The organism is Marinicellulosiphila megalodicopiae, assembly GCF_045862395.1.
GTDB classification, from domain to species: domain Bacteria; phylum Pseudomonadota; class Gammaproteobacteria; order Pseudomonadales; family Natronospirillaceae; genus Marinicellulosiphila; species Marinicellulosiphila megalodicopiae.
In genome coordinates, this window is the sequence record NZ_AP023087.1 from 1655367 (window position 1) to 1681435 (window position 26069).

General features: G+C 34.2%; 22 protein-coding genes. 10 read left to right on the forward strand and 12 right to left on the reverse strand.

Annotation, left to right across the window (positions count from 1 at the left end):
- Positions 1–523: 523 nt before the first annotated feature.
- From TYM08_RS06900 to TYM08_RS06910, 3 genes are all read right to left on the reverse strand, one after another.
- Positions 524–1435: a hypothetical protein gene (locus TYM08_RS06900; RefSeq protein ID WP_422382234.1), complete on the reverse strand. Its 912-nt coding sequence runs from the start codon at positions 1433–1435 to the stop codon at positions 524–526.
- Positions 1436–1573: 138 nt separating this feature from the next.
- On the reverse strand, positions 1574–2272 hold the full coding sequence (locus tag TYM08_RS06905) for a hypothetical protein (RefSeq protein WP_422382235.1): 699 nt from the start codon (positions 2270–2272) through the stop codon (positions 1574–1576).
- Positions 2273–2769: 497 nt separating this feature from the next.
- Positions 2770–3555 (reverse strand): hypothetical protein, encoded by a 786-nt coding sequence (locus tag TYM08_RS06910; RefSeq protein ID WP_422382236.1) that lies wholly within the window; start codon positions 3553–3555, stop codon positions 2770–2772.
- A 484-nt stretch (positions 3556–4039) separates the two neighbouring features.
- Between TYM08_RS06910 and TYM08_RS06915 the strand changes: the two genes are divergently transcribed.
- The 6 genes from TYM08_RS06915 (at position 4040) to TYM08_RS06940 (ending at position 10251) form a co-directional block, all read left to right on the forward strand.
- The gene (locus TYM08_RS06915; protein WP_422382237.1) at positions 4040–4303 is read left to right on the forward strand and encodes a hypothetical protein; all 264 of its coding nucleotides are present in this window, start codon (positions 4040–4042) and stop codon (positions 4301–4303) included.
- 90 nt (positions 4304–4393) lie between these two features.
- Entirely contained in the window at positions 4394–4594 is a 201-nt protein-coding gene (locus TYM08_RS06920) for a hypothetical protein (RefSeq protein ID WP_422382238.1), read from the forward strand.
- A gap of 499 nt (positions 4595–5093) precedes the next feature.
- Complete coding sequence (locus TYM08_RS06925; RefSeq protein ID WP_422382239.1) at positions 5094–6077, forward strand: M28 family peptidase; 984 nt, start codon at positions 5094–5096, stop codon at positions 6075–6077.
- 176 nt (positions 6078–6253) lie between these two features.
- Positions 6254–7696: a TldD/PmbA family protein gene (locus tag TYM08_RS06930; protein WP_422382240.1), complete on the forward strand. Its 1443-nt coding sequence runs from the start codon at positions 6254–6256 to the stop codon at positions 7694–7696.
- Entirely contained in the window at positions 7696–9042 is a 1347-nt protein-coding gene (locus tag TYM08_RS06935; RefSeq protein WP_422382241.1) for a TldD/PmbA family protein, read from the forward strand. Before TYM08_RS06930 ends, TYM08_RS06935 begins: the two co-directional genes overlap by 1 nt.
- 411 nt (positions 9043–9453) lie before the next feature.
- Positions 9454–10251 (forward strand): hypothetical protein, encoded by a 798-nt coding sequence (locus tag TYM08_RS06940; RefSeq protein WP_422382242.1) that lies wholly within the window; start codon positions 9454–9456, stop codon positions 10249–10251.
- Between the two features lie 193 nt (positions 10252–10444).
- On the opposite strand, the gene TYM08_RS06945 is transcribed toward TYM08_RS06940, so the two are convergent.
- On the reverse strand, positions 10445–10663 hold the full coding sequence (locus TYM08_RS06945; protein WP_422382243.1) for a hypothetical protein: 219 nt from the start codon (positions 10661–10663) through the stop codon (positions 10445–10447).
- A gap of 233 nt (positions 10664–10896) precedes the next feature.
- The gene (locus TYM08_RS06950; protein WP_422382244.1) at positions 10897–13461 is read right to left on the reverse strand and encodes an FG-GAP-like repeat-containing protein; all 2565 of its coding nucleotides are present in this window, start codon (positions 13459–13461) and stop codon (positions 10897–10899) included.
- Between the two features lie 576 nt (positions 13462–14037).
- On the opposite strand from TYM08_RS06950, the gene TYM08_RS06955 reads away from it, so the two are divergent.
- The 3 genes from TYM08_RS06955 to TYM08_RS06965 all read left to right on the forward strand — a co-directional run bounded on the left by TYM08_RS06955 (position 14038) and on the right by TYM08_RS06965 (position 17308).
- Positions 14038–15597: a hypothetical protein gene (locus tag TYM08_RS06955; protein WP_422382245.1), complete on the forward strand. Its 1560-nt coding sequence runs from the start codon at positions 14038–14040 to the stop codon at positions 15595–15597.
- 192 nt (positions 15598–15789) lie between these two features.
- Positions 15790–16410 carry a PaaI family thioesterase gene (locus tag TYM08_RS06960; protein WP_422382246.1) on the forward strand — a complete coding sequence of 207 codons (621 nt, stop codon included), beginning with the start codon at positions 15790–15792 and terminating at the stop codon, positions 16408–16410.
- Positions 16403–17308, forward strand: a complete 906-nt coding sequence (locus TYM08_RS06965; RefSeq protein ID WP_422382247.1) for an SAM-dependent methyltransferase — start codon at positions 16403–16405, stop codon at positions 17306–17308. Before TYM08_RS06960 ends, TYM08_RS06965 begins: the two co-directional genes overlap by 8 nt.
- 261 nt (positions 17309–17569) lie before the next feature.
- Here the strand turns inward: TYM08_RS06965 and TYM08_RS06970 are convergent, their stop codons facing one another.
- From TYM08_RS06970 to TYM08_RS06985, 4 genes are all read right to left on the reverse strand, one after another.
- Entirely contained in the window at positions 17570–18304 is a 735-nt protein-coding gene (locus TYM08_RS06970) for a sulfite exporter TauE/SafE family protein (protein ID WP_422382248.1), read from the reverse strand.
- A gap of 257 nt (positions 18305–18561) precedes the next feature.
- A complete protein-coding gene (locus TYM08_RS06975) occupies positions 18562–19053 on the reverse strand; it encodes a hypothetical protein (protein ID WP_422382249.1) in 492 nt (163 codons plus the stop codon).
- On the reverse strand, positions 19050–19589 hold the full coding sequence (locus TYM08_RS06980) for a flavodoxin (RefSeq protein WP_422382250.1): 540 nt from the start codon (positions 19587–19589) through the stop codon (positions 19050–19052). Before TYM08_RS06980 ends, TYM08_RS06975 begins: the two co-directional genes overlap by 4 nt.
- A gap of 374 nt (positions 19590–19963) precedes the next feature.
- Positions 19964–20278 carry a hypothetical protein gene (locus tag TYM08_RS06985; protein WP_422382251.1) on the reverse strand — a complete coding sequence of 105 codons (315 nt, stop codon included), beginning with the start codon at positions 20276–20278 and terminating at the stop codon, positions 19964–19966.
- Positions 20279–20857: 579 nt separating this feature from the next.
- Here TYM08_RS06985 and TYM08_RS06990 point away from each other — a divergent pair.
- Positions 20858–23059, forward strand: a complete 2202-nt coding sequence (locus tag TYM08_RS06990) for a TonB-dependent receptor domain-containing protein (protein ID WP_422382252.1) — start codon at positions 20858–20860, stop codon at positions 23057–23059.
- Positions 23060–23224: 165 nt separating this feature from the next.
- Here TYM08_RS06990 and TYM08_RS06995 read toward each other — a convergent pair whose 3' ends face one another.
- Genes TYM08_RS06995 through TYM08_RS07005 form a run of 3 tightly spaced genes read right to left on the reverse strand, consistent with a single transcriptional unit; the run spans position 23225 to position 26066 of the window.
- Positions 23225–23986, reverse strand: coding sequence for an ABC transporter ATP-binding protein (locus TYM08_RS06995; protein ID WP_422382253.1), 762 nt, complete (start codon positions 23984–23986; stop codon positions 23225–23227).
- Positions 23987–24042: 56 nt separating this feature from the next.
- Positions 24043–25056, reverse strand: coding sequence for a FecCD family ABC transporter permease (locus tag TYM08_RS07000; protein ID WP_422382254.1), 1014 nt, complete (start codon positions 25054–25056; stop codon positions 24043–24045).
- Complete coding sequence (locus TYM08_RS07005; protein WP_422382255.1) at positions 25056–26066, reverse strand: FecCD family ABC transporter permease; 1011 nt, start codon at positions 26064–26066, stop codon at positions 25056–25058. The genes TYM08_RS07000 and TYM08_RS07005 overlap by 1 nt, the downstream gene beginning before the upstream one ends.
- Between the last annotated feature and the right edge of the window lie 3 nt (positions 26067–26069).

The window sequence follows — 26069 nt, forward strand, 5'->3', positions numbered from 1 at the left end:
AAATCAGGCAGTTTGGTATGAAACTAATGTCCGGTAATCGAAAAGGTCGTGTCGCCCATGAGCCATATATTAAGTGGGGGGATGCGACGCTAATGTTAGATAGTCTAAGATGATCATAATAACTTGAAAACTAAAATCTAAGTCTCGCCCTATAGATTGGACTATTCTGGCAATCAATAGCTATGAATTTATATTTTGACGATATAAATGTCGATTATATCGTCAAATAAAGAAGAGACATTTTTATAAGGGGTTCTTTTTACAGTCTCCATTTTCACGTATTCATACCTTCACTACTTAAATAGCTTCTCCGATGCACACAATGGTTCAACATGGACACTTAATTAATTACCAATCATAGGTTTAAGCAGCAAGTTGATATAGGTGATTTTTATAATTATTCAAAACTATCGAGAGCAAGCGCTCGCCCACATTGTTGGATTGTTTTCCCTGTATTGTTTTAATAAATAACTTCCTTGTTGCTATAAGTACTGGCACAGCGATCAATTAATGAATGCTCGTTTTAAATGGGCATTCCGTAATTTAACTGATGTATTAATATTCTAAATTGATTGTGTTTGTCTTTTGGGTATATTAGTTGAGTATCTGAAACTTGCTGGCACCAGTTTTTAAGTTTCGGTGCGCTGGCGATGTTTGTGGCGACCTCTTTTGACTGACAGGTGACTAATTTAAAGTCCCCTTTATTGTTTACTGCACTTTTATTTGATTCCATTGTTTTAAAAAATGACTCAATTGAATTAGAGAAATATGGCTGGGTGTCTCTATTTTTTAAAAATGATTGTAACTCATTAAGGTCGCCACCATTTTCTAGGTATGACAAAATTTTATCACTGGATAATACCCATAAGTTTTGCTTTTTTTCTTCTGCGTAATTGGTTAGAAATATTTTTTCATTCACACTGGGCGGTTGTTTAAATTGAATGTTGTGCCGACCAACAAACTCTAAATTGGTTTGAGATACTTTTTTAGTTTGTATATAGCTGTCCTTTATTTTTAATACATAGGCACCTAGTGGTGTTAAGCGTAAATAAGCCAAGCCGTCATAGCGTGACAGGCAGTCTAAATCCCAATAATTTTCACTACTGAAATAATTGTCTGTTGATTCTGTTGGGTGACAATAAGCGATATCAATTAAGCCTAACGTAAAAAAATACTCCATAAGTAAACAGCGCATATAGGCTGTGACTAAAAATTCACCATCATAAATTTCACCATAGTGTTGATCACCTATGTATAAAAAACTAGGCTCCTGTGTAATAGGTAGAAAATCTTTGTTTGCGATCATCAGTCGTATAAACTCGTTGATATGCAGCCATTGATTAATAGGGCATTGTTTCAATGTATTAATGCAATTTTCTCTTCTTAATAAAGCGGGAGTGAAATATTTTTGCCCTTTGCCTTTTTGGCCTTTCACTTCATCGATTCGACTGAATTCATCCTGTTTGCTTTTTTGTTGCCAATCCCAAAATAACGCCTTAATGATTTCATGAAATGCTTGGTCAGTCGGGAATTTTTTTGTATTGATCGTTAATTCAGTTGTTGTCTTTTTTATCTAGGTGGATGTGCTTAATATTTGTATCCAGCCAAATGAACAGATTGAGGTTAAATGAATGTCACCGTTATTTGTTACTTTATTGTACGGTTCATTAACCTGAATAGATAAATTGTCAAGTAACGCTTTTGAAGGTAAACCAGTTTTTGCGCTGACTTTTAGTTTATTCAGTTTCATCATATTAAGAAAAATATTGAAGTCATTTTCAATATGGTTGATTGAAGTATTAACTTCTAAGGTGTCATCTTCTAATTGGGTTACGGTTTCTAGTTTAAATGTGGGTGGTAATTCAATGTGTGGTTTTATGATGGTTAATAAATCTTGGGGAATGCGATAACTATAAGTAATTCCTCGTTCAGGGTAAAAAAATACAGAAAATATACTGTCATATCGGCCTGTATAAGCGGTTTTCGACGTGTTAGTAGGAAATGGCTGCTTATATTTACTGCTAAAGCTAAATTCATCGATATAACCATTATAGTTATGAACTGATTCTTGTAATGCTAACTTTTGATGTGGAGTTAACGTTTTGTAAAGGGTGGTTAGTATTTTTTTATCGCTTAGGTTTGAAAATAATAGCTTTGCAATATCTGCCTTTCTAGTTGGTTTGGCAGCGCTATTTAATATTGGTAATGCCTTCAAACGTTTTTTAAGTTCGTTTACAGTAATATTATCAATAAGGTCGTTAAAGTTAGTCATGTCATTCCAGCTGGTTTGAATTTTAAGCGTATTTTACCTGATAAATTTAACGAACGTTAAAAAATAAGAAGGATTGTGAAAAGTGAAAACTGTTCTTGGAAGATGTAGAATCTGCGCTCTACGTTTTTGGATTTGTTTTTGCGAATAAATCCGCAACCTACATTTTGACACATACACTCATAAATATTACTTACTTAATTCATAGAAAGAGAATAATGAAGTAATATTTTTTACAACGATTAGAGGTGGATTTGATTTATAACGTCAAAATTTTAACTTATTTATTCTTTTTAAAGCATTCGACTTTTTCTTGATTTTTATTTTGTCTTTGTTTAAACGGTTATGTATTTTATAATTTGATCATTATTCACTCCCTTAAATGTAGTTGTTATTTATGTCCTATTCTTCGTTTCAAAAAACAGATCATTCACTTAACCCTAAAATAATTAAAATTTATCAAAAAGGCGAAATCACCGATTACACTTATGCGGCTTGGCTTATTTTTTAATGCGTTCTTTATAGAATAAGTCTAAGCATTGAATCATAGAAAGTGCTGGATGGTTTTCTAAATAAGTAGTTAATGAGCTTTTAACAAAATTAGTATTTTGTTTATGTTTTAATGCGAACGCCTTACACAATTTCTCTTTTTGTTTTTCAATAATAAGCTCTTCCATTTCTTGATGATAAGCATTGATCGCTTGATCAAAATCGATATTGTTATCAAGCAATCGTTTTTTCAAAACACTGATATTGATTCGATATTGCTTGGCAGCATACTGAAGTGCGGATCTAAATTCTTCAAACTCTTCACCAAATACTGTAAACGTTTTAGGCTTACTCGCTTTATTATGATACACAGTACCGTCTAGTTCATATTCATAACCTGCAAACTGTATTCTGTCGTCTGCTTCTTTACCTAGTGCTATTCCTGCTTTTATGGATTTTATAAAATCGACAGATAAATCGTCTAATTCATCTACTTCCCAACGTTCATAAATATTGAGTGCTCGTTTGTATGTTTTCTTTATGGATTTATTAATGTGTTTTTTTCTATTTTCGATTACGGGAATACGACAATCCATTAAAAACGAATGGCATTCTTTACAGCATTGGACAATGGCGAATGCGCATTCCTCGTTTGTTTCTAAATAAAACGTTAAGTCACTTTTTTGCGGGATGTAATCGTCAAATTTTGATTCAGCTTCGCAGCCACAGTAATAACATACACCATGATACTTAACGTTTACAGGAATTGCTTTGGAATAATACTTATTTTCTTCCATTGTTTTACTTATTCTCTTTTTTTGCGATATTTGGTTGGTGCAAATTTGACAAGGATTATAAAGGGTTGTTTTAGCAGATTATAGGGTGTGGGTTGAATGTTAATTATTTATTTCGATTTTTATAATTTAAATAGGTGCTGTAAAAGAATAGGGTGCAACTATTAAGTGGTGGACGTACCCCTATTGGGGACTTAATTTTTCATGGCATCTTCAAAATACGAGGGCAAGCGCTCGCCCACATTTTTTGATTTTTTCGATATCGATAATTTCTTCTGCATTATTCTAATGGATTACTCCATGTAGCTATAAATATCACCCTACAGATAAATATTTTATTACCAAGTAGGTCGTTGCAATTTCGCACAATCAGCTTGTCTAAGGGCTAGGTTTTATCTTTAATATCGAGTATAAATAGAAAGGTGAATGTATTAGTTGTTGTCAGTTGATTTTGGATAAATGGTCGGTGTCATTATAGGAGTAGGTTATGCAAGGTAAAATAAGTAAACCCAATCAAGCAATCATCGGTAGTGCGTTTGGCGTGGTGGTGTGTTTGGGGCTGTATATGTTAATGATTAATAGAGGGTTGCCCTTTTTAAAAGATGAATTTGTTGTGATGCATGGACAAAATATTGCAACGCCTGTTTATATTGAATCCACAGCGCCTATGTTTTTATATGCAATACCTGTATTTGTTATTGTGGGTTTGGTTAATTTTTTTATTTTAAAAAAGCGTGAAAACAAAGGTTAGTTTTTAGGGCGGGTATCTATTCTTTACATTCAATAAAAGTAATGCTGACGTGTTGTGTTTTTTATAATCGCGGCACGAAGATAGAAGTTTATGTTTCTTACTTTATCAACCAATTATTACGATGCTTTGTTGCTGTCATGGGCTAATCAAATTCCACAACAACATGTCATGTTTGATGCGGGTAATAGCCAATCTACAAAAGATTCCCTTGCGCAAACTGCGCGTAATGCATTGGTGGATACATTTGGTTGGACAATAATGGATGCGGGTTCTGTGGAGTCTGTGCGGTAAACGCATAGTGATGAATGTGAATTAATTTAAATGAAGGGTTAAGTTTGTTGTTTCAAAATGATAATTGCTAATCCTGTTTCGTTAAGTCGTAATGACTTAACGACATCATCAAATTTTGATGAATTAAGACAGTGGCATTTTGATGTCCAGCCAAAGTAGATAAATAAATGGACACTTATAAGTTGTTGTGCATTGTGATCTACAATAAGTTGCATCAACTCGTGATCTATTTGTTTACGTATAGTAGACCTTTAGCAGGCGATTCTACAGAAATAGTTATTGATTTTGTTATCGTTACCTTTAAAGCACAGCCCTATTGGTGGCTTTAAAATCTAAGTTAAATTTGTGAGGGTATGGGATGTAAAGGGAAATAAAAATTACAGCGTTAAGAAAATAGATTTATCAATTATCGCAGTATGTTGACCTGACTCAGGTGGTAAGTTTAATATAGCGCGATGAGTATACATGATTTAAAAATAACTAAGATAGGATTAATTTTATGTTAAAAAAAATAGGTAAGAGTGCATTATTTTTCATCTTAATGTTAGTTATTAGTGCTTTGATTATTGTGATAGCCGTTAGCAGACCAACATTGGTCAATAGCGTAGAGGATCAAACTGAATTGTTTGTAGATAAGGATATATTACAAAAGCATGTCATCTATTTAAGTGAAACTGCTTATCCAAGAAATTATATTAATACTGATAATTTAAATATAGTAGCTGATTACATTAAAAATGAGCTCAGTCCTTACTCTGAAGATATTAGTTTTCAACCCTATAAAGTAGGTGAGCGTACTTACAAAAATGTGATCGTAAAATTTGGCCCAGATACGGATGAGATTATTATTATCGGTGCACATTATGACACCCATTCAGACTTACCCGGAGCTGATGATAATGCCAGTGGCGTAGCAGGACTTATAGAGCTGGGGCGTCTGTTAAGTACAATAGAATTAAAACGACAAGTATTACTGATAGGGTACACCTTAGAAGAGCCGCCTTTTTTTAATACTGAACATATGGGCAGTTATGTGCATGCCGCTTCAATAAAAAATAAGACAGTTAAACTTATGGTGTCACTTGAGATGATTGGTTATTTCAGTGATGAACCAAATTCTCAAAAATTTCCGATAGATCTTATGGGATTAATATACCCTACCGTTGGAAACTATATTGCTGTTGTAGACACATTATTGGCAAATAATGCTGCTGGTTTAAAATCTTCGATTAACAAATATACCGATTTACCTGCTTATTCAATTAATGCCCCGAGCACTATCGTAGGCGTTGATTTTTCTGATCATAAAAATTATTGGGCGTTTGGTTATCCCGCTGTGATGCTAACAAATACCTCATTTTACAGAAACACGAAATATCACACGACACAAGACACCCACGACAGGCTTAATTACGACTTAATGGCTAAAGTGGTTTATGGGTTATTTAAGTATGTTGAAAAAATTGGACGTGAGTCGTTATAAAGTTGATAAAATAACAATTCATTCAAATATCAAAAAAGGTCACGAATATTGTGACCTTTTTTACATCTGTCAAAACCTATGGCGCAAGTCATTATCTAATCAACATGCATCCAAATCTACCCGCACTGTATCGATAAGCACTAATTTACTATCAACCCAAATCTAAGCTAAACTCAATGCCAGTAAACCTACTGTTTTCCAATCCATTATCGATTAATGAAGGAGTCTCTATTTTGTTAGATAACCATGTTGCACAAAAAGTCATCGACCATGCTTTAAGCTTAGGTGCCGACTTTGCTGAAATTTTTATTGAACGCCATTTAACCAGTTCGGTTAATACTTTAAGTGACAAAGTAAAAACCGTAAATTCCGGTATTGATTTTGGTATTGGTTTGCGTTTGTTTTTTGATAACAAAGTGCTTTACGGTTACACCAATGATTTAAACGAAGAAGAGTTAAAACGCATTGTCAGCGAGTTAAGCGCTAAGGATCGACGCGACCCTAAAACCACAAGCGAAAGTTTTAATTACTTAAAATTTGACGACATTCACCCTGCAACGATGCCTTTAGAAAAAGATTTTTGCGTGCCACAAAAGGTAGAGTATTTATTAGCGGCCAATAGTGCAGCTCAATTACAGGCTGACAAAATATCTCAAACTATGGGATTTTGTGTACAGCGCCAACAAAATATTCAAATTTTTAACTCTTTAGGTTTAGAAGCTAAAGACAGTCGTCATTATACACGAGCAGGTTTAACCGTTGTGGTCAGCTATAACGGCGAGCAAGCCACGGGCAGTTGGAACGACGGCGGCCTTGTGGGTTGGGAATTAAACCAAGGCATTGATGCAAAAGCGACAGGTGTCGAAGCTGCGCGCCAAGCCATGGTGAATTTGTCTGCCAAACCCTGTCCGTCTGGCAATATGCCTGTGGTAATTGGCAATGGTTTTGGCGGAGTGATATTTCATGAAGCCTGTGGACACTTATTAGAGACCACTTCGGTGGCTAAAAAAGCATCGGTATTTCACGATCAAATGGGTGAAATGATAGCAAGTGAAGTGGTGAATGCAGTGGACGATGGTTGCATGGCAAACGAATGGGGGTCTATCAATATTGACGATGAAGGCATGCCAACACAGAAAACCCAATTGATTAAAGATGGCAAACTGAGTAGCTTTTTGGTTGATAAAATGGGCGCACAACAAACCGGGTTTGAACGCACAGGATCAGGTCGTAGACAGTCATATAAATACGCACCAGCATCACGTATGCGCAACACGTTTATAGAAGCCGGTAACGACTCGTTAGACGATATGATTGGCAGCATTGAAAAAGGCATTTTTGCGTCCCACATGGGAGGCGGTTCGGTGCAACCGGGTACGGGAGAATTTAACTTTGCAGTAACCGAAGGCTATTACGTTGAAAACGGAAAAATTCTTTATCCTATTAAAGCGGCCACGCTTATTAGTACTGGCCCTAAAGTGTTAAAACAAATTAGCATGGTCGGTACGGACTTTAAACTGGCCTGTGGTATGTGTGGATCGGTCAGTGGGTCAGTGCCCACAACCGTAGGACAACCCGCTATTAAAGTGGATGATATTTTAGTGGGAGGTAACGCGTAATGAGCCAAACTAATCATGCAAACCACGCTAGACAAGCACAAAAAATACTAGACAGTATCAAAAAAAATAACGCCACAGGTGACGTTATTATTGATGCGGGTAATTCTTTATCACTTAAAGCCAATAAAGGGGAACTAGAAGAATACAAAGTAAGCTCTAGCCAAATCTTTGGTGTGCGTGTCATTAAAGACAATAAAGTAGGCACTGCTTATAGTGAAGCAAGTGACGATGATGCTTTAGAGTTAATGGTGCAACAAGCGATTCAAAACGCGGGATTTTCACAGGCTGAACCATTAGAGATGATCAATGCACAAACGGATCAATTAAGCTCTGATGAGCGTATTTTAAACCCAGAAGACAATACATCAACCGATGAAAAAATTGCGTTTTTGTTTGAATTAGAATCAAGCGTATTGGCAGGTAAACATGTTCAGTCGGTGCCATATAACGGTGTAAATAGCACAAGCTCAAGTCGATCCATTTATACAAGCTCTGGTTTAACCGCGTTTACACAACAACGTTTCAGCAACGCTTATGCATACGCATTAGCTAAGCAGGGTGACAACAATACCATGCAAGGCCACGGGACATTAGGCCGAAAATTTAGTGAATTAGACTTAAACAGCGTTACTAAAAAAGTGCTGAATGATTGCGAATCAATGTTGTTGGGTAAACCCATAGCGTCTAAAAATTACGACGTGATTTTTGACGAAGAAATGATTGTGAATGTCTTTAACGTATTTTCAATGGCCCTAAATGGACGCAGCGCAAAAGATGGCGTTAACCCATGGCGTGAAAAAGTCGCTAAACAAGTAGCGAACAATCAATTAACTATTTTGGATAATCCACTAAACAAACAGGGTTTTGGTTATCAAACCTTTGATGCAGAAGGCTTTGCCAACCAAACCACTCATATCATTAAAAACGGCGAACTTAAAACGTTGCTACACAATTCAGTGACAGCAAAACACTTTAATGTCGCAAATACATTTAATGCCAGTCGTGGACCTAAATCAACATTGGGCGTCAGTGGCGTGCAAATGGAAATCAAACCAGGTACAGGGCAGGGTGAACTTTATGAGGGTGAGTATTTATTGATCACAGATCTTACAGGCATGCACTCTGGCGCTAATGCTATTTCAGGTGATTTTAGTTTTGGGGCGTCGGGGTATTTGTGTAAAGACGGTGAAAGATTACAAGCTGTACGTGGTATTACAGTGGCGGGTAATTTTTATCAAATGCTTAACAATATTAAAGCAATTGGCAATATTCAAAAATGGAATTGGACAAAGTCTGATTTGGTGGTGGATATTCGTTTTGCTGATTTGTCGGTGAGTGGTAAGTAGGGTTATTTATCTTGTAGGTTGATAGGACTAATATGGGGTAAATGGTTTACTCTCTGACAACCCAAAAGTGAGGACAACCCAAAAATGAGTGTCACTTTTGGGTTGTGGGTTGTGACGTTGAAATTATTTTGATGGGTGAGTTATTTAGTGCGTTTACTAAAATAAAATTACTGGATAACTAAGAGGTTTCAGTACAATTACGCAGCTACTTTTAATTGTTTATCGCGATATTTACTTTCTCAATCTATTAAAAATAACGATGGATTTAAAGAATGGGGGTGGTAACTGTTGATATGAGTATTTGAATGCGTTTAAATATACTATATCGATAAAGTTATTATGTCGTTCATTCAGTTCATTCAGTTCATTTAGACTATGGATTGAAGTAATATTAATGGAAATTGTAAAAACATGTTCTTAATAAATAATGATATACAAAAGTTAGTACCCTTTAATAAATTATCTATTAAATTTTTTGTTAGATTCTGGAATGCTCCTTTTAATATTTGTTTGAAATTCTTCTTTCGATTTTCGATAGCATCAATACTATTAGTATTAATTTATAAGAGCTACGCCGAGTTTGCGAAGTCTTTTATTTGGCAGGATGAAATTGATTATTCATTTGATATAAAACCGAGTTTTATATATAAATATGTAATTGATAGTTTAGATTTTATTGTGTTTGTATTGATGTCTGGTTTTATTGTTTTTATTAAAGAATACGATAATGATAATGCATTTATACTTAAACAGATTACTTTAAGGATTGTTGTATGGATTAAAAAAATTTTTGTTCTTTGTATTTTATATTTCTTACCCATTTCGATAATTTATTTATTGAGTGATCTTTTAAATTTGTTCGATGTGATTAATAGTAACTTTGCTATAAAAATTATTTTAAATTTATTTCTTTTTACATTGCTTAGTTTGGTCGCTTTTGCACCGTTATTGTTGCTGATGAAATCTGAGTTAAGTGTGGTGCAATCAATAGTGGTTGGAACTAAAGCTTTATATGCTAATGCTGTTTATGTAGTTTTATTTGTATTGTCACAGTTGATGTTATTAGTAACAGGATTGTTCTGTGCTATCAAATTACTCGATTTTTTTATGGTTTCTTATCAGGTAAAAGGTCTGTTTACATATATTTCATATTTTTATTTATATGGGGTATTTTCCGTGCTTTTTATTGAGTTGTTTGATGAAAAGTGATTTATTGTAATGATTAGTTTGACAGTATAAATACAGACCTACAATTTTGTATATCGATAATTACTTGGCTTTGGCAACTTGCGTCTAACTACCAAATACATCACTTTATAAGCCTTGCATTCTCCTAATAAACCACTTCCTGTGAAACTAATCAAGGTGATCCACTTTTAATAACATAATTATTTCAAAACAATCAATCATCATCCTGCAAAGGGATTGAAGATTCTCCAGAATCCAGACTCATCAATTTTTGTGCAATGCCTGATTTATCATCACTTGATAAAATAATTGTCTCGGATGCAGGATAAAAAATATGCTGATCTTTTGCAGCATTAAATTTAATTCTGCCTAAGATACTGCCTTGATCGTTTATGCAATCTAGATCGTTTTGAATTGGCCAAAATAGCACCATTTGACACCTCTTTTTTATGTTGATTAATTACTTGGTAAATAATCGATGATTTTGGCGTGCAAATTATATAGTTTGTTTATTAAAATCAAGGGTTAATGTATTTCTATAGTTTTTAGATTGATTAGTTTGACTGCATAAATACAGACCTACGATTTTCCGGTCCTATGTTTTTCGGTATAAATATCGACCCTACGTTTTGTGTAGGGTTGATATTTATATCAATGTTTTTTTTGTTAATCCACCCAAAAATTATCAGGATCGGCATCATCAATATTTAGCACACCATCACCATCTTTATCAGGATCTTGTGCATCGGCAAGACCATCTAAATCAATGTCTGACACGATTACTATTTCAAATATTTTAGAGGTTTCATATCCTCCTTCTATTGCAATGATTTCAACAAAATAGCTGTCATTGATTCCATAATAATATACGGATTCTCTGAAGGTTATGGTTTGGTTATAAACATCAATATCAAATAAATCTTCGTCATGACCAAAACCTGTTTCATAAATAATACTGTCAGAGTCTAAATCTAACGCTTTGAATTTGAATGATGTTTGTGTGCCTTCTAGTTGATAAAATGTGCCGTAACCAAAGTTTTCGTAAAAGGCAAAGTCTGTATTGTTTGATGTTGCCATTACGTCCATGTCACCGTCTTGGTCGTAATCGGCGGCTACGGCATTAATGGTTGTCCCGTTTAACATCTGTGGCTGAACGTAGTCAGAGTTAAGGCTATAATCGGTTGCTATGTCGTACACTAACCATTGTGCAGTTTGTTGATCGTAGACTGATCCAAATAAATCTAAATCGCCATCGCCTTCTACATCTAGTGCGCTTAATTTTGTGCCTATCACATTTTTAGCAAAACTTTGTTCAATAAAGAACCGATCATCGTCATGATTTTTGATTACGGTTAAATCTTCTGATGTATTGGCAATAATATCGACTAAGCCGTCTGCGTCATAATCTACCGCAGTTAAGTAGGCGGCTTGGTAGTAATCGGTATTTAAAAAATTGTCTGTAAAATCTCCAGTTGAATCTTGTTTTAAATAACGGATCGCTAATAATTCTGTGTCGCTGTAAACAATGTCTTGTAATCCATCGCTGTTGGTGTCGGTTATGACAAAATCAAAAACAGGATTACCACTATTTAAAAGTACATTTGGTGTAAAGTTTGCGCGACCGTCGTTTGTGTATAACACAAATCGGTTGTCGTCTAATAAACGAATAATGTCTAAATGTTGGTCGTCGTTTATGTCGGCTAATTTAAAGGTTACGCCTGTGTATAAATCATCAACTAACAAGTACTCTTCAAATCTATAATCGTCAAATCGTTGGTTGTATTGATTGTCAAAAATCCAAATGGCACTGTCGTTGTTGGCGCTTAATATAAAATCTATGTCGCCATCTTTATCAAAATCCATTAACTGCATAGTGTTAAGATCTAATGAAGTGGTGAACAATAATTGATGATCAAATTGTCCCTGTCCGTTATTTTCTAATAAAAATACCTGTTCGTTGTAGTTGCTACCAACAATGTCCATGTCGCCGTCAAAGTCAAAATCGATATTGTATAAGTGTCTATCTATTAACGTGTCACCATTGTAAGTGCTTTGATGATGAAAAAAACCTTCAACAAATTGGGGTACTTGTGATTGTCTTGAATTAAAACTGTCGATGTCAGATGCGTTTAATACACCGTCGTTATCAATGTCAGGATCTGAATTGTCACCAATTAAATCTCGATCAAAATCTGCCCACTCTAATGGATCCGTTGGAAATAAATCTGAATTGTTGCCTACGCCATCATTGTCGGTGTCGTATTGTTCGGTTGGATCATTATCAAAACGATCTGCGTTGTTGCCCACACTGTCGTTGTCGTTGTCGTATTGTTCTGAAGGGTCGTTATCAAATACATCTGCATTATTACCCACGCCGTCTAAATCGCTGTCTAACCATTCTGTTTGATCATTTGGAAACGCATCTGCATTGTTGCCTACGCCGTCGTTGTCGGTGTCAAATTGTTCTGTCGGATCGTTATCATAACGATCAGCGTTATTACCCACGCCATCTAAATCGCTGTCTAACCATTCTGTATTATCATTTGGAAACGCGTCTTTGTTGTCGCCAACGCCATCTAAATCAGAATCTTTTGTTTCGGTTGGATCATTTGGAAAAGCATCATTTTGATTTAAAACCAAATCGCCGTCTCGATCAGTATCAGAATTATCGCCAATTAAATCGTTGTCTAAATCTGCATGTTCTGTTGGATCATTTGGAAAACGATCAATGTTATTACCATATCCGTCTGAGTCAGTATCTAAATGCTCGCTTCGATCAAAAGGGAAGGCATCGATATTGTCACCATATCCATCACGGTCGCTGTCTTTTTGTTCGGTAGGATCATTTGGAAAGACATCTTTATTGTCGCCAGTGCCATCTGAGTCACTGTCTTTTTGCTCGAAAGGATCATTTGGAAAGGCATCACTATTGTTGCCTAGGCCATCTAAATCGTTATCATATTGCTCTGTTGGATCATTTGGAAACACATCTTTATTGTCACCGATTCCATCTAAGTCGGAATCTTTTGATTCCGTTCTGTCATTTGGAAACACGTCTTTATTGTCGCCCACACCGTCTGAATCGGAATCTTGAGTTTCAGTGGGATCATTTGGAAAGGCATCAAATTGATTGCGCACACCATCATTGTCAGTATCTTGGTTTGAGGTTGGGGTTTGATAACATGATGACAGTGCAAGAATGCAAGTTAAGGCGATCAGTGAGGTTTTCATGTGGGCTTTCCGAATTAAGAATTTTTTATACAATAGCGTTTGGATGCTGAATAACGGCTTAAGAACTAAAAATAAATTTCGTTAAAATAGGGCAATACTTTGAAAATAATTAACTTATTTTTTTTGTTGCACAGATCGCCCAATTGTTTTTTATGTATATAAAAGAGACAGGTATCGTTTGACTATTTGAAATTATGGACTAAAGTTATGACGTTTTTTAAACAGGAGGGAGTGTGTTGAATATAGATGTTAAGGAATATTCACTCATTTTCAATAATAAAATTAATAATTAATGTAACTATTTAGCTCACCCTAAATTTGCACAGATCTGCGTTTAAATATCATCAAAAGTTTGTCTGGAATAAACATTAACGATGATTGTTCGGCTCTAAGGGGAGTACAGGATGTGCGCAATATTTACCTAACTGAACCCAGATTTTTTGCCCTGTTCTGTACAAATTTGATCGCAGCAGGAATGTAACTTATTAGGGCAATTCAGGAGCACATTGCCGATCGCAATCTGAGCAGTTATGGACTGCGCTGAATAGATACAAATTAATTAAAAGGGAAACCAAAATGAAGCAATTTATAATTTCAGTAATTTGTGCAAATTTTTTAATATTAAGTAGTTGTATGTGGGCGCCATTAAATGGTGCGGTACTTTCTGGCAACAGCCAAACTATACCGATTAATATAAGTGGCGCATATTCAAAGCCGAATATGCCAATTACTATTGAAGGTTATAATATGGCAAATGCCAGTTGGGAGGTAATTGGTCAGGCAACCACTAATTCAACAGCTAACCTTGATAATGATAAAGGACAGTTATATTTTTTTAATCAAACAGTCACTGCAGGCAATCTTTGGGAGCAAGATGGTATTATGCAAGTACGAGCATATTCTATCGATGGAGGAAGAAAATTCTATTTAGTTACCTTTGATGATTTTGGTTGTTTGGTGGATAGATTAAATGCGGGTGACACATATAGCGATGCAGGCATTGCTTGTGCAAGTTATAACACTTCTATTGTTACTCTTAATGATTCAGGCAATACACCCGATTATGATATTAGTGTTAACCCTTTCTTGTCTGTGCGAACACCATCAGGAAATATTGATTATGATTGCAGTGATAATATTTGTGAGCAAAAAGAATATTACGCAGCGACTAATACGCCAAGCACGTTTACTGGTTGGTATTTAGATAGTACATTTTCTGAACCATTTTTGATTGTTAATAAGCCTATAGTGCAAAGCTTTTCCCCTTTAGTTCAGTTTTTATCAGCTTCAGCACAGTATTATAATGCGTTTGATTTAGGATTTGGACGCAACATGAATTGTAAAAAGTCTTTTAATACGGGTCGAGTATCCTGTTATGTTAAAAACCATGGACAGGTAGTCATAGATGATCATGTTACGGCTATTGCGGATGCCATCAGTGGTAATAATTTAGTTGCAACGGTTGTTATGAATTACGAACCAACGAGTAATAATAACGCCGTTACTTTTGCTGCATATAATTCAGCAGGCACGTTACTTAATGATGTTCAGTTAGATAATCAAGGCGTCAAACCTATGCCAGGGTTATGTTTAAATTGTCATGGTGGCAATTATAATGCTGCAACTAATTCAATTACAGGGGCCAATTTTTTACCTTTTGATTTAGATAATTTTTTATATTCAGATGTTGATGTTACTAAATCCCAGGCCGCCCAAGAAGAGTCATTTCGAAAGTTAAATCAAATAATTTCATTAACTAATGTACCAACTGACATGGCTGGTATTATTAATGGGTGGTACGATAATAATTTACAAACAGCTAACCAAACATTTAATGGAGAGTACTATCCAAATGATTGGGTAAATTATAAAGTGGTTTATGATGAAGTGGTAAAACCTTATTGCAGAACTTGTCATGTTGCAATGGAGCCTTATCGGGATTGGGATAGTGCATCTGAATTGGCAGGATACTCTAGTTATGCGCTGGATTTAGTATGTAATGATAATGCAATAAGTAGAATGCCTCATGCAGAATTAACCATGGATAAATTTTGGAAAAGCAGTGGGCGTGCGCATTTAATTGCATTTATGCAAAAAGAAGCGGGTTATCAAGTCACTGAGTCTTGCGCTCCCTAAACATTAACAAGATAAGAACATTTAAGCTAAGCACATTTAAGGTAAGGATAATTAAGTCAAACATTAAATATGTTTGGCTTAATTTGTTTCTTAATTGTATTTTTAATTGTGTTAAATTATATGTTTGTGTATTTTTGAATTTAGGTCATGGATACTTGTTCCGTTAATCAAACCAACTTATATGGATTTTTGATGTTTAGTAATTTTCCCGATGTAGCAATGTGTTTAGTATTAATAAAAAAAATGGTTTTAAAATTTAAAAAATCAAAAAATATAAAACCAGATAAGATTGAATTGGAAAATATATTTATCCCACCTGGAACTCAATCTCAAGTATTTAATGGGTTTGTGACCTCTCAATCGAATGCGTATGGATTGGCAATTAAAATTCATCATGAAAAAAATGGGGGGGTTGGATGCAAATGGCAACCTTCGTCGAATTATGAAGGGTATCCAAAAATATTGCATGGTGGAATTAGTTTTGCAATTTTGGATGAATTGCTAGCCTATGCCATTTTTAAAAAATTTCAAACCTATTCAGTTACATTAAACAGTAAAGTGACATGGCTTGGAAAAGTAAATATTAATTCTGAAATTTCAGCGAAAGCACAAATTAAGAAAAGGTTTTGGCGATTTGTTCGTGTTCAAGGTGAAATTCATAACCATAGAGGGCGTAAAGTGGTCGATATGAATAGTTTATTTTATATACCCTCAAAAGCAGAGTTTAAAGGATTGGTAAATATTTCTATGCTACCAAAAGAAATATTACCTTTTTGCGGCAGCGATCAAATAAAAGAGAGTGATTATGAGTGAAGAGCTTTATGAAATACTTAAAGAAAAACAAGGATTAGATAGAAATTTATATCAAAATTTTAATAAAAAAGAGCAGGAGCGAAGGGTTGCTTACCATTATGAAGTGGACGCTAATTTTTTTAAAATATTAACGGGAGGAGAATGGAATGTGTATTCCTCACCAATGGGGTCGTCCGAATTTTCGTTAAACGATGCCCAAGAAAGAAAATTAGATGAGTTTGCAAAATTAATGAAATTAAAACCAGGGATGACCATTCTTGAAGTTGGATGTGGATGGGGCGGTCCGTTAGTGTATTTATGTCATAAATATCATGTAAAAGGTGTGGGCATAACATTATCTGAAAAAGCGATTCCTGTGGCGACGCAAAGAGCAAAAGACTACGGGGTGGATGCACAATTTTTTGTTAAGAATTGGCAAGATTTAGATAATGATAATAAGTTTGATGCTATTTATACTGACGAAGTGATTGTGCATTTTAGTGACTTACAGGGATTTTTTAATAAAGCTAAAACAATTTTGAATCCAGAAGGTATATTAGTTAATAAAGAATTGCATTTTAAACATTCAATTCATAAGCATTCCATGGATAATTTAAGTGCCCATATTAATCGTATGTATGGTTATTCTGGAAATTATCGGACATTATTGGATGAACTGAGTATGATTGATCATGCAGGTTTTCAATTAGAAAAAATTATTGATATACCAATTGAAGATTATCGTTATGCGATAGAAAATCATTGGATTAAAAATATTAATAGAAATAAAAAACACCTTGAAGAATTAACCAGCAAACGACATGTATATGATATTAAACTGTATCTAAAAGGCATAAATAAAATATTTCTAGCTGATGTTTTCGGTTTACATATAGTCGCTGTAAAACCTAATTTTTAAATTTATAAAATACTTCGATAAAAAAGTCTTTTTTATCGAAGTAAATTTGTGTAAGGAATAGCTAGGTTGAAAGTGTTCCTTTTCAATTTGAATCAATAAAATGTAAGTCTCATGTGAAACAAATTTGTTATCGCTGTATTGTTACAAGTTGAATGAATTTTTCAGGAAACGAAACTGTTAGTGAATTTAATAGTAATCTGTTAAACACATTCTAAATTTTCTAGTATTATCTTTACTTTTATACATCCGCGATCTTTATAATTATTCAGTAAATTGTATAAAATGTTGTACCACCCCAAGCATTGCAATACTTGCACTGAAAATACACACTATTAATAATAATTGTCTGAAATATTTTTCAGTATAAATTCGTAATTTTTTACCGATATAAAATGCAATAAACGCAATGGGGGTGAGTGTTAAACCAGTAATCCATAAGTGAGAATCCATCAGTCCAGCAAGTTGATATCCCACTAATGAAGTAAAACAAGCAAACACAAAATACCCTGATAAATTAGCTCGAGTGTGATTGGATTTTCCATGTTGCATGACAATGGCCATTGGTGGGCCACCAATAGATGTTGCAGAACCTGCGATGCCTGAAAAAAAACTGGCCACTGACATATTTAAAACAGTGGAGTTAAAAGGTTTAATAAAAATAGTAACGAAAATTGCAACAAACACCATCAGTGTGATTATAAGTTGTAATATAAATGTTGGCATTAATGCAACTAACGCAACACCGATTACGGTTCCTGGTACGCGAGTAATATAGGCAGGTAACATAAATTTCCATTGAATATCGGATCGTAAATTAGTGGCATTTTGTACGCTTAAAAACAGTGCAACAATGGTGATCACGCTTGGAACATATTGCGGCGCAAACAACATGATAATAGGTGCTGCAACAATAGCCATGCCAAATCCAAGAGCAGTTTGAAGTACACAACCAATAAATAAAGCTAACGCAGTGCCTTGCCAATATACATCAAACATAACATGCCTTTAAATTTTAATAATTGAAAATCATCACTTTGCCAGCTCCTTTAATTGGATACAACTTGTATTTTTATAATCCATAGTAATGCAGTATTTATCCATAAACTGACACTTCATTGTGGAAACATCATTGTCGACATATCATGTCGCTGTCTGCTTAACATCTGTTTTTCATATTGCTCGTTTAGGGAGGTCGCAATATAAAAAATCCAAACAAACCAAACAAACCAAACAAACCAAACAATCCAAACAATCTAGTTTAAAACATATTGTTGTTTTTCTTCCATGGCAAATAAAATATCAATCCAGTGTTTACAGTTTTTTAAATCAGAATATAAAATGTCCATTAATGGTTTTATGTTAGCTTTAATTTGAGACTCACTTATGTGTTCTTTCAACATAAAATATATGACATTTAAATAGTCACTATTTGAAAAATCTGTATTTTTATTTAAATATGTGTTTCTAAAACAATAAGCAATTTCAACGCTAATCATCATAAACTGATTGATGACTGTTTTATGGTTATTCGATAAAACAAGCATATGTTCGCTAATATGTAATGCTTGTTGGTATAGTTTAATAGCATGAGACCACTTATTGTTTTTAACATGTGTACGTGCTTCAAAAAAAAATTGAGACCACATAGACTTTAATTCTGTACTGCTTAAATCATTACAATGGCAAGTTAAATGATTAGTAAAAGACTGATCATGATGTTCTATTTTTTCATTTTTAATGTTCATGAAATACTCTCAAATTCGTTAGTTATTTTACTAATCCATTGCTGGATTCGTATATCTGATAAATCAAATTGTTGATCTTCATCCAGTGCCAATCCACAAAATTCTTGATCGTTTTCAATACAAGCCCTTGATGCATCAAATTCATAACCCAGCGTGGGCCATTTTCCAATAAAATTTGCCCCAGTAGGAAGTAATTTTTCATATAACCAACCCACAGCATCAATGAAAAAATCTCCATAACCAAATTGATCGCCTAATCCATAAATAGCAACTTTTGATTGGCTTAAATCTAATTCAGATAACTCATCTTCTAATTCTTCCCAGTCTTCTTGTATGCCACCAAAATCCCAAGTTGGAATGCCAAAAATCAATAAGTCATATTGATAAAACGTGTGTATATCAGCATCAATAATATTATGAATATCAATTTTTATATGAATTTCTAGAAAATAGGCGGCAATTTTTTCAGCCACTTCTTGGGTGTTGCCAGTATCGGTTCCATAAAAAATAACAATTTTTGCTTGTTGTAGAATCATGTCAATCTCGAAGAATACTTTGTTTTAGGGTGAATAAATTCAATAAATAAAATTCGTATAGTAATTATTAATATGCCTATTAATAAACAGAAAATAACGGATGCAAAATATTGATACAGCACTAAATTAGAATGCGAAAATTCAAATAATGGAACATTAAAAGGTATTATTAATAATGTTGAAAATAATAGAAATAAATAAAAATATTTTGATTTCATTTTAAACTCCGTTATTTGAAAAATTATGAAAATTATAAGCCGAACATAAACTTTTAGCATATCGTCTGATTATTTTGAATTCAGGTAGGCTGTGTCTATATTTTTTTAAAGAATCTATCCAGCTATGTTTTAGCTGCTTGGTTGCTTTTAATGCACTTAATTGTCTGTACTTAAAATGATGGCAGATTTTAAAAATTGGTATGCAATTTCATATTGCTCGCAGCCTTTTTTTGACCAATTTAACTCAAAATAACAATTTGCTAAAAGACAATGGCTTATTAAAATTCTATTCACTTTAACTTGCATTTGAGTATTGTCGATAAATGAAGTTACACAATGGATGTTATGCTTTGTATGTAGCATGGCATTAGCTTGTTTTAAAGCTTGTTCATAATGACCTAGTGCAAATTCAAAATTTTCATCTTTAAATTCACGATTGCCATTGTGTATAAATGCGTCCCAAATTTGCATGATTCACCTCTATGATTTAATGCCTAAACTGTGTTTAAAAAATTTATAAGTCTGTTGGAACTCATAAAATATGGAAGTATTAATTACTTTGATTTGACAATTTGTCTTACCAGATAACCCTTTTTTTTGTTCATATTCTTCACACTCTTTTAATCTAAAAAGAGGGATGTTGATTAAGTCTAAACAGTTTTGTCGATATGAAATGGGTAAGCATTCATCGCAAATAACTTCGAGTAATAGGCAGTATTGGTCTATATACATGCGGTGATATTCTGTATTGGAATCGCAAGGAACTTCACAAAACTGAAGCCAATGTTTAATGGTGCAATAATAATTGTCATGTCTGTTATTAGGAATTAATCCGTTCCTAATAGCGTGACGTAATTGCCCCTGACTTTGAAAATTCCTGTTTAAAGCGGCGGTATGTTTCATTTGGCTTTTCTCTCATTAATCTTAATGATAATCATTATCACTAAGGTAATCCTATTTGTCAACTACGGAAATTAAAATAAATAAAAATTGCAATCTAAATGATAACCATTATCATTACTGCAAATTCCAAACTAAGAGTATTAATAAATGAACTACAAAAACGTACCGTCGACATTGTTGGGGGCATTGGCTATTTATGGATTTGCTGGTGTTGCCATTGCAGAGCAATTGCAGGCTACAGAACAATCTCAACCTATAACTGTTGAAGCTGTTGAAGCTGTCGAATCTATAGCAACTGTTGAACCTAATGCAGCTCAAAAAGGTGAAGCAAATACAAATTCAGTTATCCTTGATGAAGTACAGGTGTATGCACCTGCAATTGAGTCAGATGTTTTGATTTCGCAACAGCAGTTCAACAAAAAATCCCCTTCAACTCTGGCTGAAATTTTTGATAATACCCCTGGTGTTGGTGTGGGTGGTGGTGAATTACCTATGGCTCAAAAAATATTTATTCGGGGTATGGATGATATTATGCTGAATGTTATGGTTGATGGTGCATCTAGAAATGGTGAAATTTTTCACCATCAATCACGCATAGCTATTAATCCAGATATTTTAAAAGCAGTGGAGGTTAATGCTGGTGTAAGTTCTGCTTTAAATGGGCCAGGTGGATTAGGTGGGAATGTAAATTTTGTAACAAAATCGCCTTATGATTTATTAGCAACAGAGCAAAAATTTGGTGGCACAGCAAAAGTTGGTTATGACTCTACCAATGATGGGTTGCAAACAAATTTAAATGTATTTGGCACTATCACTGATTCCGTCGGTTATTTATTTTCCATCACTAATAATAGCGCCGATTCTTATGAAAACGGAAAAGGCGAAAGCACTAAATATACTGATTTTAATCAGTTAGATTTGTATGGAAAAATCGATGCTTTTATTGGTGAATCCCAAAACTTAATTTTAAGTGTAAATAAATTAACAGATAATGGTAAGCGTAATGAACGAACTCAATTTGATATTGATTATCGAGGAGCGGGTACACCTGTTGATCAAGAATTTTCTACTTCAGCAATGACAGCAAATTATTCTATTGAAACAGACATTCTAAATTTAGAAGCCACTTTGCACTCAAGTGATTCTGAATTGAAAATGACACGAGCAGATGACTCAACATTAGGTGGTACCAACAAAACCATTGGTTTTGATGTACGTAATGCTATGGATGTCCAAGATCATTTAATTGTTGGTGGATTTGATTTAAATAGTAATACAAGTACGCCATTAAATGACGCTTATACACAATGGGCGCAGCAGGCACAATTAAACGACCCTAGCGCTGTTAATATTCCTCAAAGTATGAAATCTGATGAAGCCCTTGTAATTGGGTTGTATGTTCAGGATAAATGGCAAGCACTAGAGAGTCTTGTTTTAGATTTTGGGACACGTTTAGATTTTTATTCGTTAAATGATAATTTGGAAAATGAACATAAAGTTTCGGGTTTTAGCCCTAATTTGTCAGCTGTGTATTCAGTGACTAACAATTTTGATGTGTTTGCTAGTGGTGCGCATGTTGTCAGAGGTGTGGGTGCAAAAGAGGCGTTATTAATAGATTATCCAGGTCCTACTCCACCGATTCCAGGATTTACTGCAATTAACTTTACCAATGTATATGTTGAGGATATTGAAGCTGAAAAAACAAATACATTTGAAATAGGAAGCTCGTTCGTTATTGAAAATTATTCAATTAAAATAAATGTTTTTCAAACAGAAATTCAAAATTTTGTAGGATACTTAGGTCGCGAATTAGCAGTTGACGCAAACGGTGATAGCACGACAACATGGTTATATAACACTAATGACAATATTGGTGATGCTAGCATGTCTGGTTTTGAGTTGAGTGTTGGGTATAAAAATGAAACAATTTCAATCCAAGCGAATGTTTCTGATAGCGCTGGTACAATCACAAATGAGGCCGGTGAAGAGCGTGTGCTAAATGATGGTGATTTTGGTTTAGGAACAACGGTTGGAATGAGTTCAAATTTAGCGGTTGATTATTATATTAATTCTATGTATTTAACATTGGGGTTAAATACTAAGCATGCTCAAGAAGAATCCTATGATATGGATGGAACTGAAATTGTAAAAGAAGCGTACCTGGTTCATGATTTATATCTGTCATGGAATCCTAAGAAAGTTGAAAACTTAAATTTAAAATTAAATATTGATAATGTGACAAATGAATATTATTTTGATCACACTACTTATCATTCTGGAACTACTCCTAATTATGGATTGGCAGAAGCTGGCTTAAATGTTGGGTTAACAGCAAGTTATAAATTCTAATATTTAAAATTAAAAAAAAGACGCAATTTGCGTCTTTTTTTTGTTCTGTAATCTTTATAACTTAACTTTTATGGGTCCATCAGTTCACATTCAAATTTGCAAAATTTTATCACAAGTTGAATTACTACGGATAATGCTGAATAAATACACGTTAATTAAAAAAACCTAGGAGGCAACAATAATAGGGGCGTGGTTATGTTGTACAAAATCACAATTCACATCAAACAAGTCACTGATTAATTTTTGATTCATTATCTTATTTGTTGGGCCAAATCCAATCTGCTTGCCTTGTTTTAATGCAAGAATTTTATGGCTAAATCGTACCGCGCAATTAAGGTCATGTACAACCATAATGACGGTTTTGCCATGATCAGCAAGGGTTTGAATCATTTGCATGACTTCATGTTGATGACCAATATCCAATGCACTTGTGGGTTCATCTAATGTAATAATTTGAGTCTGTTGCGCTAAAATCATAGCAATCCAAGCGCGCTGTCTTTGCCCTCCAGATAAACTAGACACTAGTTTGTGTTTAAATTCCAATAGCCCAGTTTGGTTTAATGCCTCTTCGACTATTTTTTTATCTTGATTGGTAAATTGATTAAATAATCCTTGATGTGGATGCCTTCCATAACTGACTAAATGAAAGACATCCAAACCTTCAGGGGTATAAGCAGATTGTGGCAAATGGGCTAAGACAGTTGCCAATTCTTTTTGTTTGTATTGTTTTATTGATTTCTCGTTAATGCTAACTTGCCCAGAATCAAAGGGAATTAAACGACACATTGCTTTTAATAGGGTGGATTTTCCACATCCATTTGGGCCAATGATGCTGATTATTTCTCCAGGTTTTGCATCAAAATTGATGTCATGTAAAACCTTAGTTTGTTGGTAGCTAACATTTAAATTTTGTATGGATACATTCATAATGTTGATAACTTTTAAAATGGATTTCAATATTTATTTCGAATTAACAGTGCTGTTTATTTTTTTAGCAGTATAAATAATAACAGAGGCCCACCAATTAATGTGGTCATAATACCTGCTGGAATTTCATTGGGCAGTACTGTGCGAGCGATGGTATCTGCTATTAATAAAATAATGGCACCTATTAACATGCTTAAAACCAAAGCAATGGCTGGTGGTTTAATAATACCTGTTGCAATAATGGGGGCTATTAATGCTAAAAAGGCAATTGGGCCTGCGACGCTTACACTAAAACTTGCAAGCATTAATGCTATAAAATATAAAATAAATTGCAGTAAATTTGTGGACACTCCTAGGCTTCTTGCAGTATCTGTATGAAAATTTAACATTGGTAATTTTTTTTGTAAAAAAAATAAAACGGGAGTAATCGCGATTAATGTTATTCCAATGCCCCATAATTGTTTGAATTCTACGGCATTTAATGAGCCAAGTGACCATAAAAATATAGCGCTTGCGTGCTGTAAATCTGTTGTGGCTAACATTAAATCATTTAATGCTCGGATCAGAGCGCTTACACCAATGCCTAGCATGATAAATTTATATCCGCTTTTGTCTGAGCGTCCTGTTAATAATAAAAGAGTAACACTTGTTAAAATGGCTCCAAAAGGTGCTACCCACCAAGGTCCAAGTTGTGCAGTAGCGCTAGTGACAATAAAAATCATTAAAGCAAAAATGGCTCCATCAGTGATGCCTAAATATTCTGGGTTTGCTAGTTTGTTACGTGCCACTAATTGAATTAAACAACCACTTAATGCCAAAGTGGAACCAATGACAACTGCGGCCAGTACTCTTGGAAAACGCAATTCACCAATTATAAAATTTGTTTTAAAGTTGGCTTGATCAATTAGCCCTAACATAGATTGCAATGGACTGATGTATTGATTACCAACACATAAACATCCAATAAATATAATGGCTAAAAGTATAAAAAAAATAAGATGGATATTGAATTTTAATAAACGCGATTGCATGACAGAAACGACGATGTCTTTTTGATTGGAGTCGTGCATTATAATTTTCCTTTTTTATTATTAAAAACGATATATATTAAAAAAGGCGCGCCAAATAAAGCAAGTAAGACACTCAAAGGAGCCTCAAAAGGTTGGATGATTAAACGTGATACGATGTCAGCACTTAAAATTAATAATGATCCAATAAGCATGGAAAATAGCATTTGATTATTAGGATGATGTCCAAAAAAGAAACGAGCAAGATGTGGTGCAATTAATCCTAAAAATGCAATAGGTCCAGCAATAGCTACTGAGGCTCCTGTTAGTAAAGCGACACTTAATGCAATAAAAAATCGAATGCTGTCGGGGTGATGCCCTAAACTTTTGGCGTTATCATCACTTAATAAAAGTGCTTGTAAATGCTTGCTTAAAATAAACACAATACTGATGGCAATTAAAATTGCAGGAATGATCCAGATAATATTCTCAAATTGAACGCCAGATAATGATCCTAAAACCCAGAAGCGATAATGATCAAAACTGAATTGGTAAGTCAGCATGATTAAAGCACTGATGCCACTAAACATAGCTGAAATAGCAATGCCTGATAGAATTAGACGTATAGGTGTCATTAACTCACTGGTTCGAAATTGAGCAATTAATAAAACGGTAATCGTACCTATTAGTGCACCAATAAATGCAAATATTAAATAAGTTAAGCTGCTTTGAGCTGAAAAAAAAGTAATGCCAATAATCACTCCAGTTGAAGCGCCGGCATTCACACCTAATAAACCACTTTCAGCTAAAGGGTTACGAGTAATGATTTGCAATAATGCACCGGATAAGCCAAGTGCACTGCCAACTAAAATTGCAGCTACTAATCGAGGAAGGCGATACTCAAATATTACCATGTGCAGATGAGCGTTAGTTGTGTCACGAGTTATAAACTGATTGATGCTATCAAATAAGCTATATTGACCTGCACCTAATCCAATTGATAGAAACGAAAAAACGCAAAGCAAAAGCAATGCGCTAATTAATGACACCTTAAAATACAAAGGTTTTTTCATTTT

Coding starts and splice junctions, on each gene's coding strand:
- TYM08_RS07005 (WP_422382255.1), bottom strand. CDS start 26,066: ATGAAAAAACCTTTGTATTTTAAGGTGTCATTAATTAGCGCATTGCTT.
- TYM08_RS06905 (WP_422382235.1), bottom strand. CDS start 2,272: ATGACTAACTTTAACGACCTTATTGATAATATTACTGTAAACGAACTT.
- TYM08_RS06975 (WP_422382249.1), bottom strand. CDS start 19,053: ATGAACATTAAAAATGAAAAAATAGAACATCATGATCAGTCTTTTACT.
- TYM08_RS06910 (WP_422382236.1), bottom strand. CDS start 3,555: ATGGAAGAAAATAAGTATTATTCCAAAGCAATTCCTGTAAACGTTAAG.
- TYM08_RS06955 (WP_422382245.1), top strand. CDS start 14,038: ATGAAGCAATTTATAATTTCAGTAATTTGTGCAAATTTTTTAATATTA.
- TYM08_RS06970 (WP_422382248.1), bottom strand. CDS start 18,304: ATGTTTGATGTATATTGGCAAGGCACTGCGTTAGCTTTATTTATTGGT.
- TYM08_RS06930 (WP_422382240.1), top strand. CDS start 6,254: ATGCCAGTAAACCTACTGTTTTCCAATCCATTATCGATTAATGAAGGA.
- TYM08_RS06990 (WP_422382252.1), top strand. CDS start 20,858: ATGAACTACAAAAACGTACCGTCGACATTGTTGGGGGCATTGGCTATT.
- TYM08_RS06940 (WP_422382242.1), top strand. CDS start 9,454: ATGTTCTTAATAAATAATGATATACAAAAGTTAGTACCCTTTAATAAA.
- TYM08_RS06935 (WP_422382241.1), top strand. CDS start 7,696: ATGAGCCAAACTAATCATGCAAACCACGCTAGACAAGCACAAAAAATA.
- TYM08_RS06995 (WP_422382253.1), bottom strand. CDS start 23,986: ATGAATGTATCCATACAAAATTTAAATGTTAGCTACCAACAAACTAAG.
- TYM08_RS06980 (WP_422382250.1), bottom strand. CDS start 19,589: ATGATTCTACAACAAGCAAAAATTGTTATTTTTTATGGAACCGATACT.
- TYM08_RS06960 (WP_422382246.1), top strand. CDS start 15,790: ATGTTTAGTAATTTTCCCGATGTAGCAATGTGTTTAGTATTAATAAAA.
- TYM08_RS06925 (WP_422382239.1), top strand. CDS start 5,094: ATGTTAAAAAAAATAGGTAAGAGTGCATTATTTTTCATCTTAATGTTA.
- TYM08_RS06985 (WP_422382251.1), bottom strand. CDS start 20,278: ATGCAAATTTGGGACGCATTTATACACAATGGCAATCGTGAATTTAAA.
- TYM08_RS06915 (WP_422382237.1), top strand. CDS start 4,040: ATGCAAGGTAAAATAAGTAAACCCAATCAAGCAATCATCGGTAGTGCG.
- TYM08_RS06920 (WP_422382238.1), top strand. CDS start 4,394: ATGTTTCTTACTTTATCAACCAATTATTACGATGCTTTGTTGCTGTCA.
- TYM08_RS06965 (WP_422382247.1), top strand. CDS start 16,403: ATGAGTGAAGAGCTTTATGAAATACTTAAAGAAAAACAAGGATTAGAT.
- TYM08_RS07000 (WP_422382254.1), bottom strand. CDS start 25,056: ATGCACGACTCCAATCAAAAAGACATCGTCGTTTCTGTCATGCAATCG.
- TYM08_RS06945 (WP_422382243.1), bottom strand. CDS start 10,663: ATGGTGCTATTTTGGCCAATTCAAAACGATCTAGATTGCATAAACGAT.
- TYM08_RS06950 (WP_422382244.1), bottom strand. CDS start 13,461: ATGAAAACCTCACTGATCGCCTTAACTTGCATTCTTGCACTGTCATCA.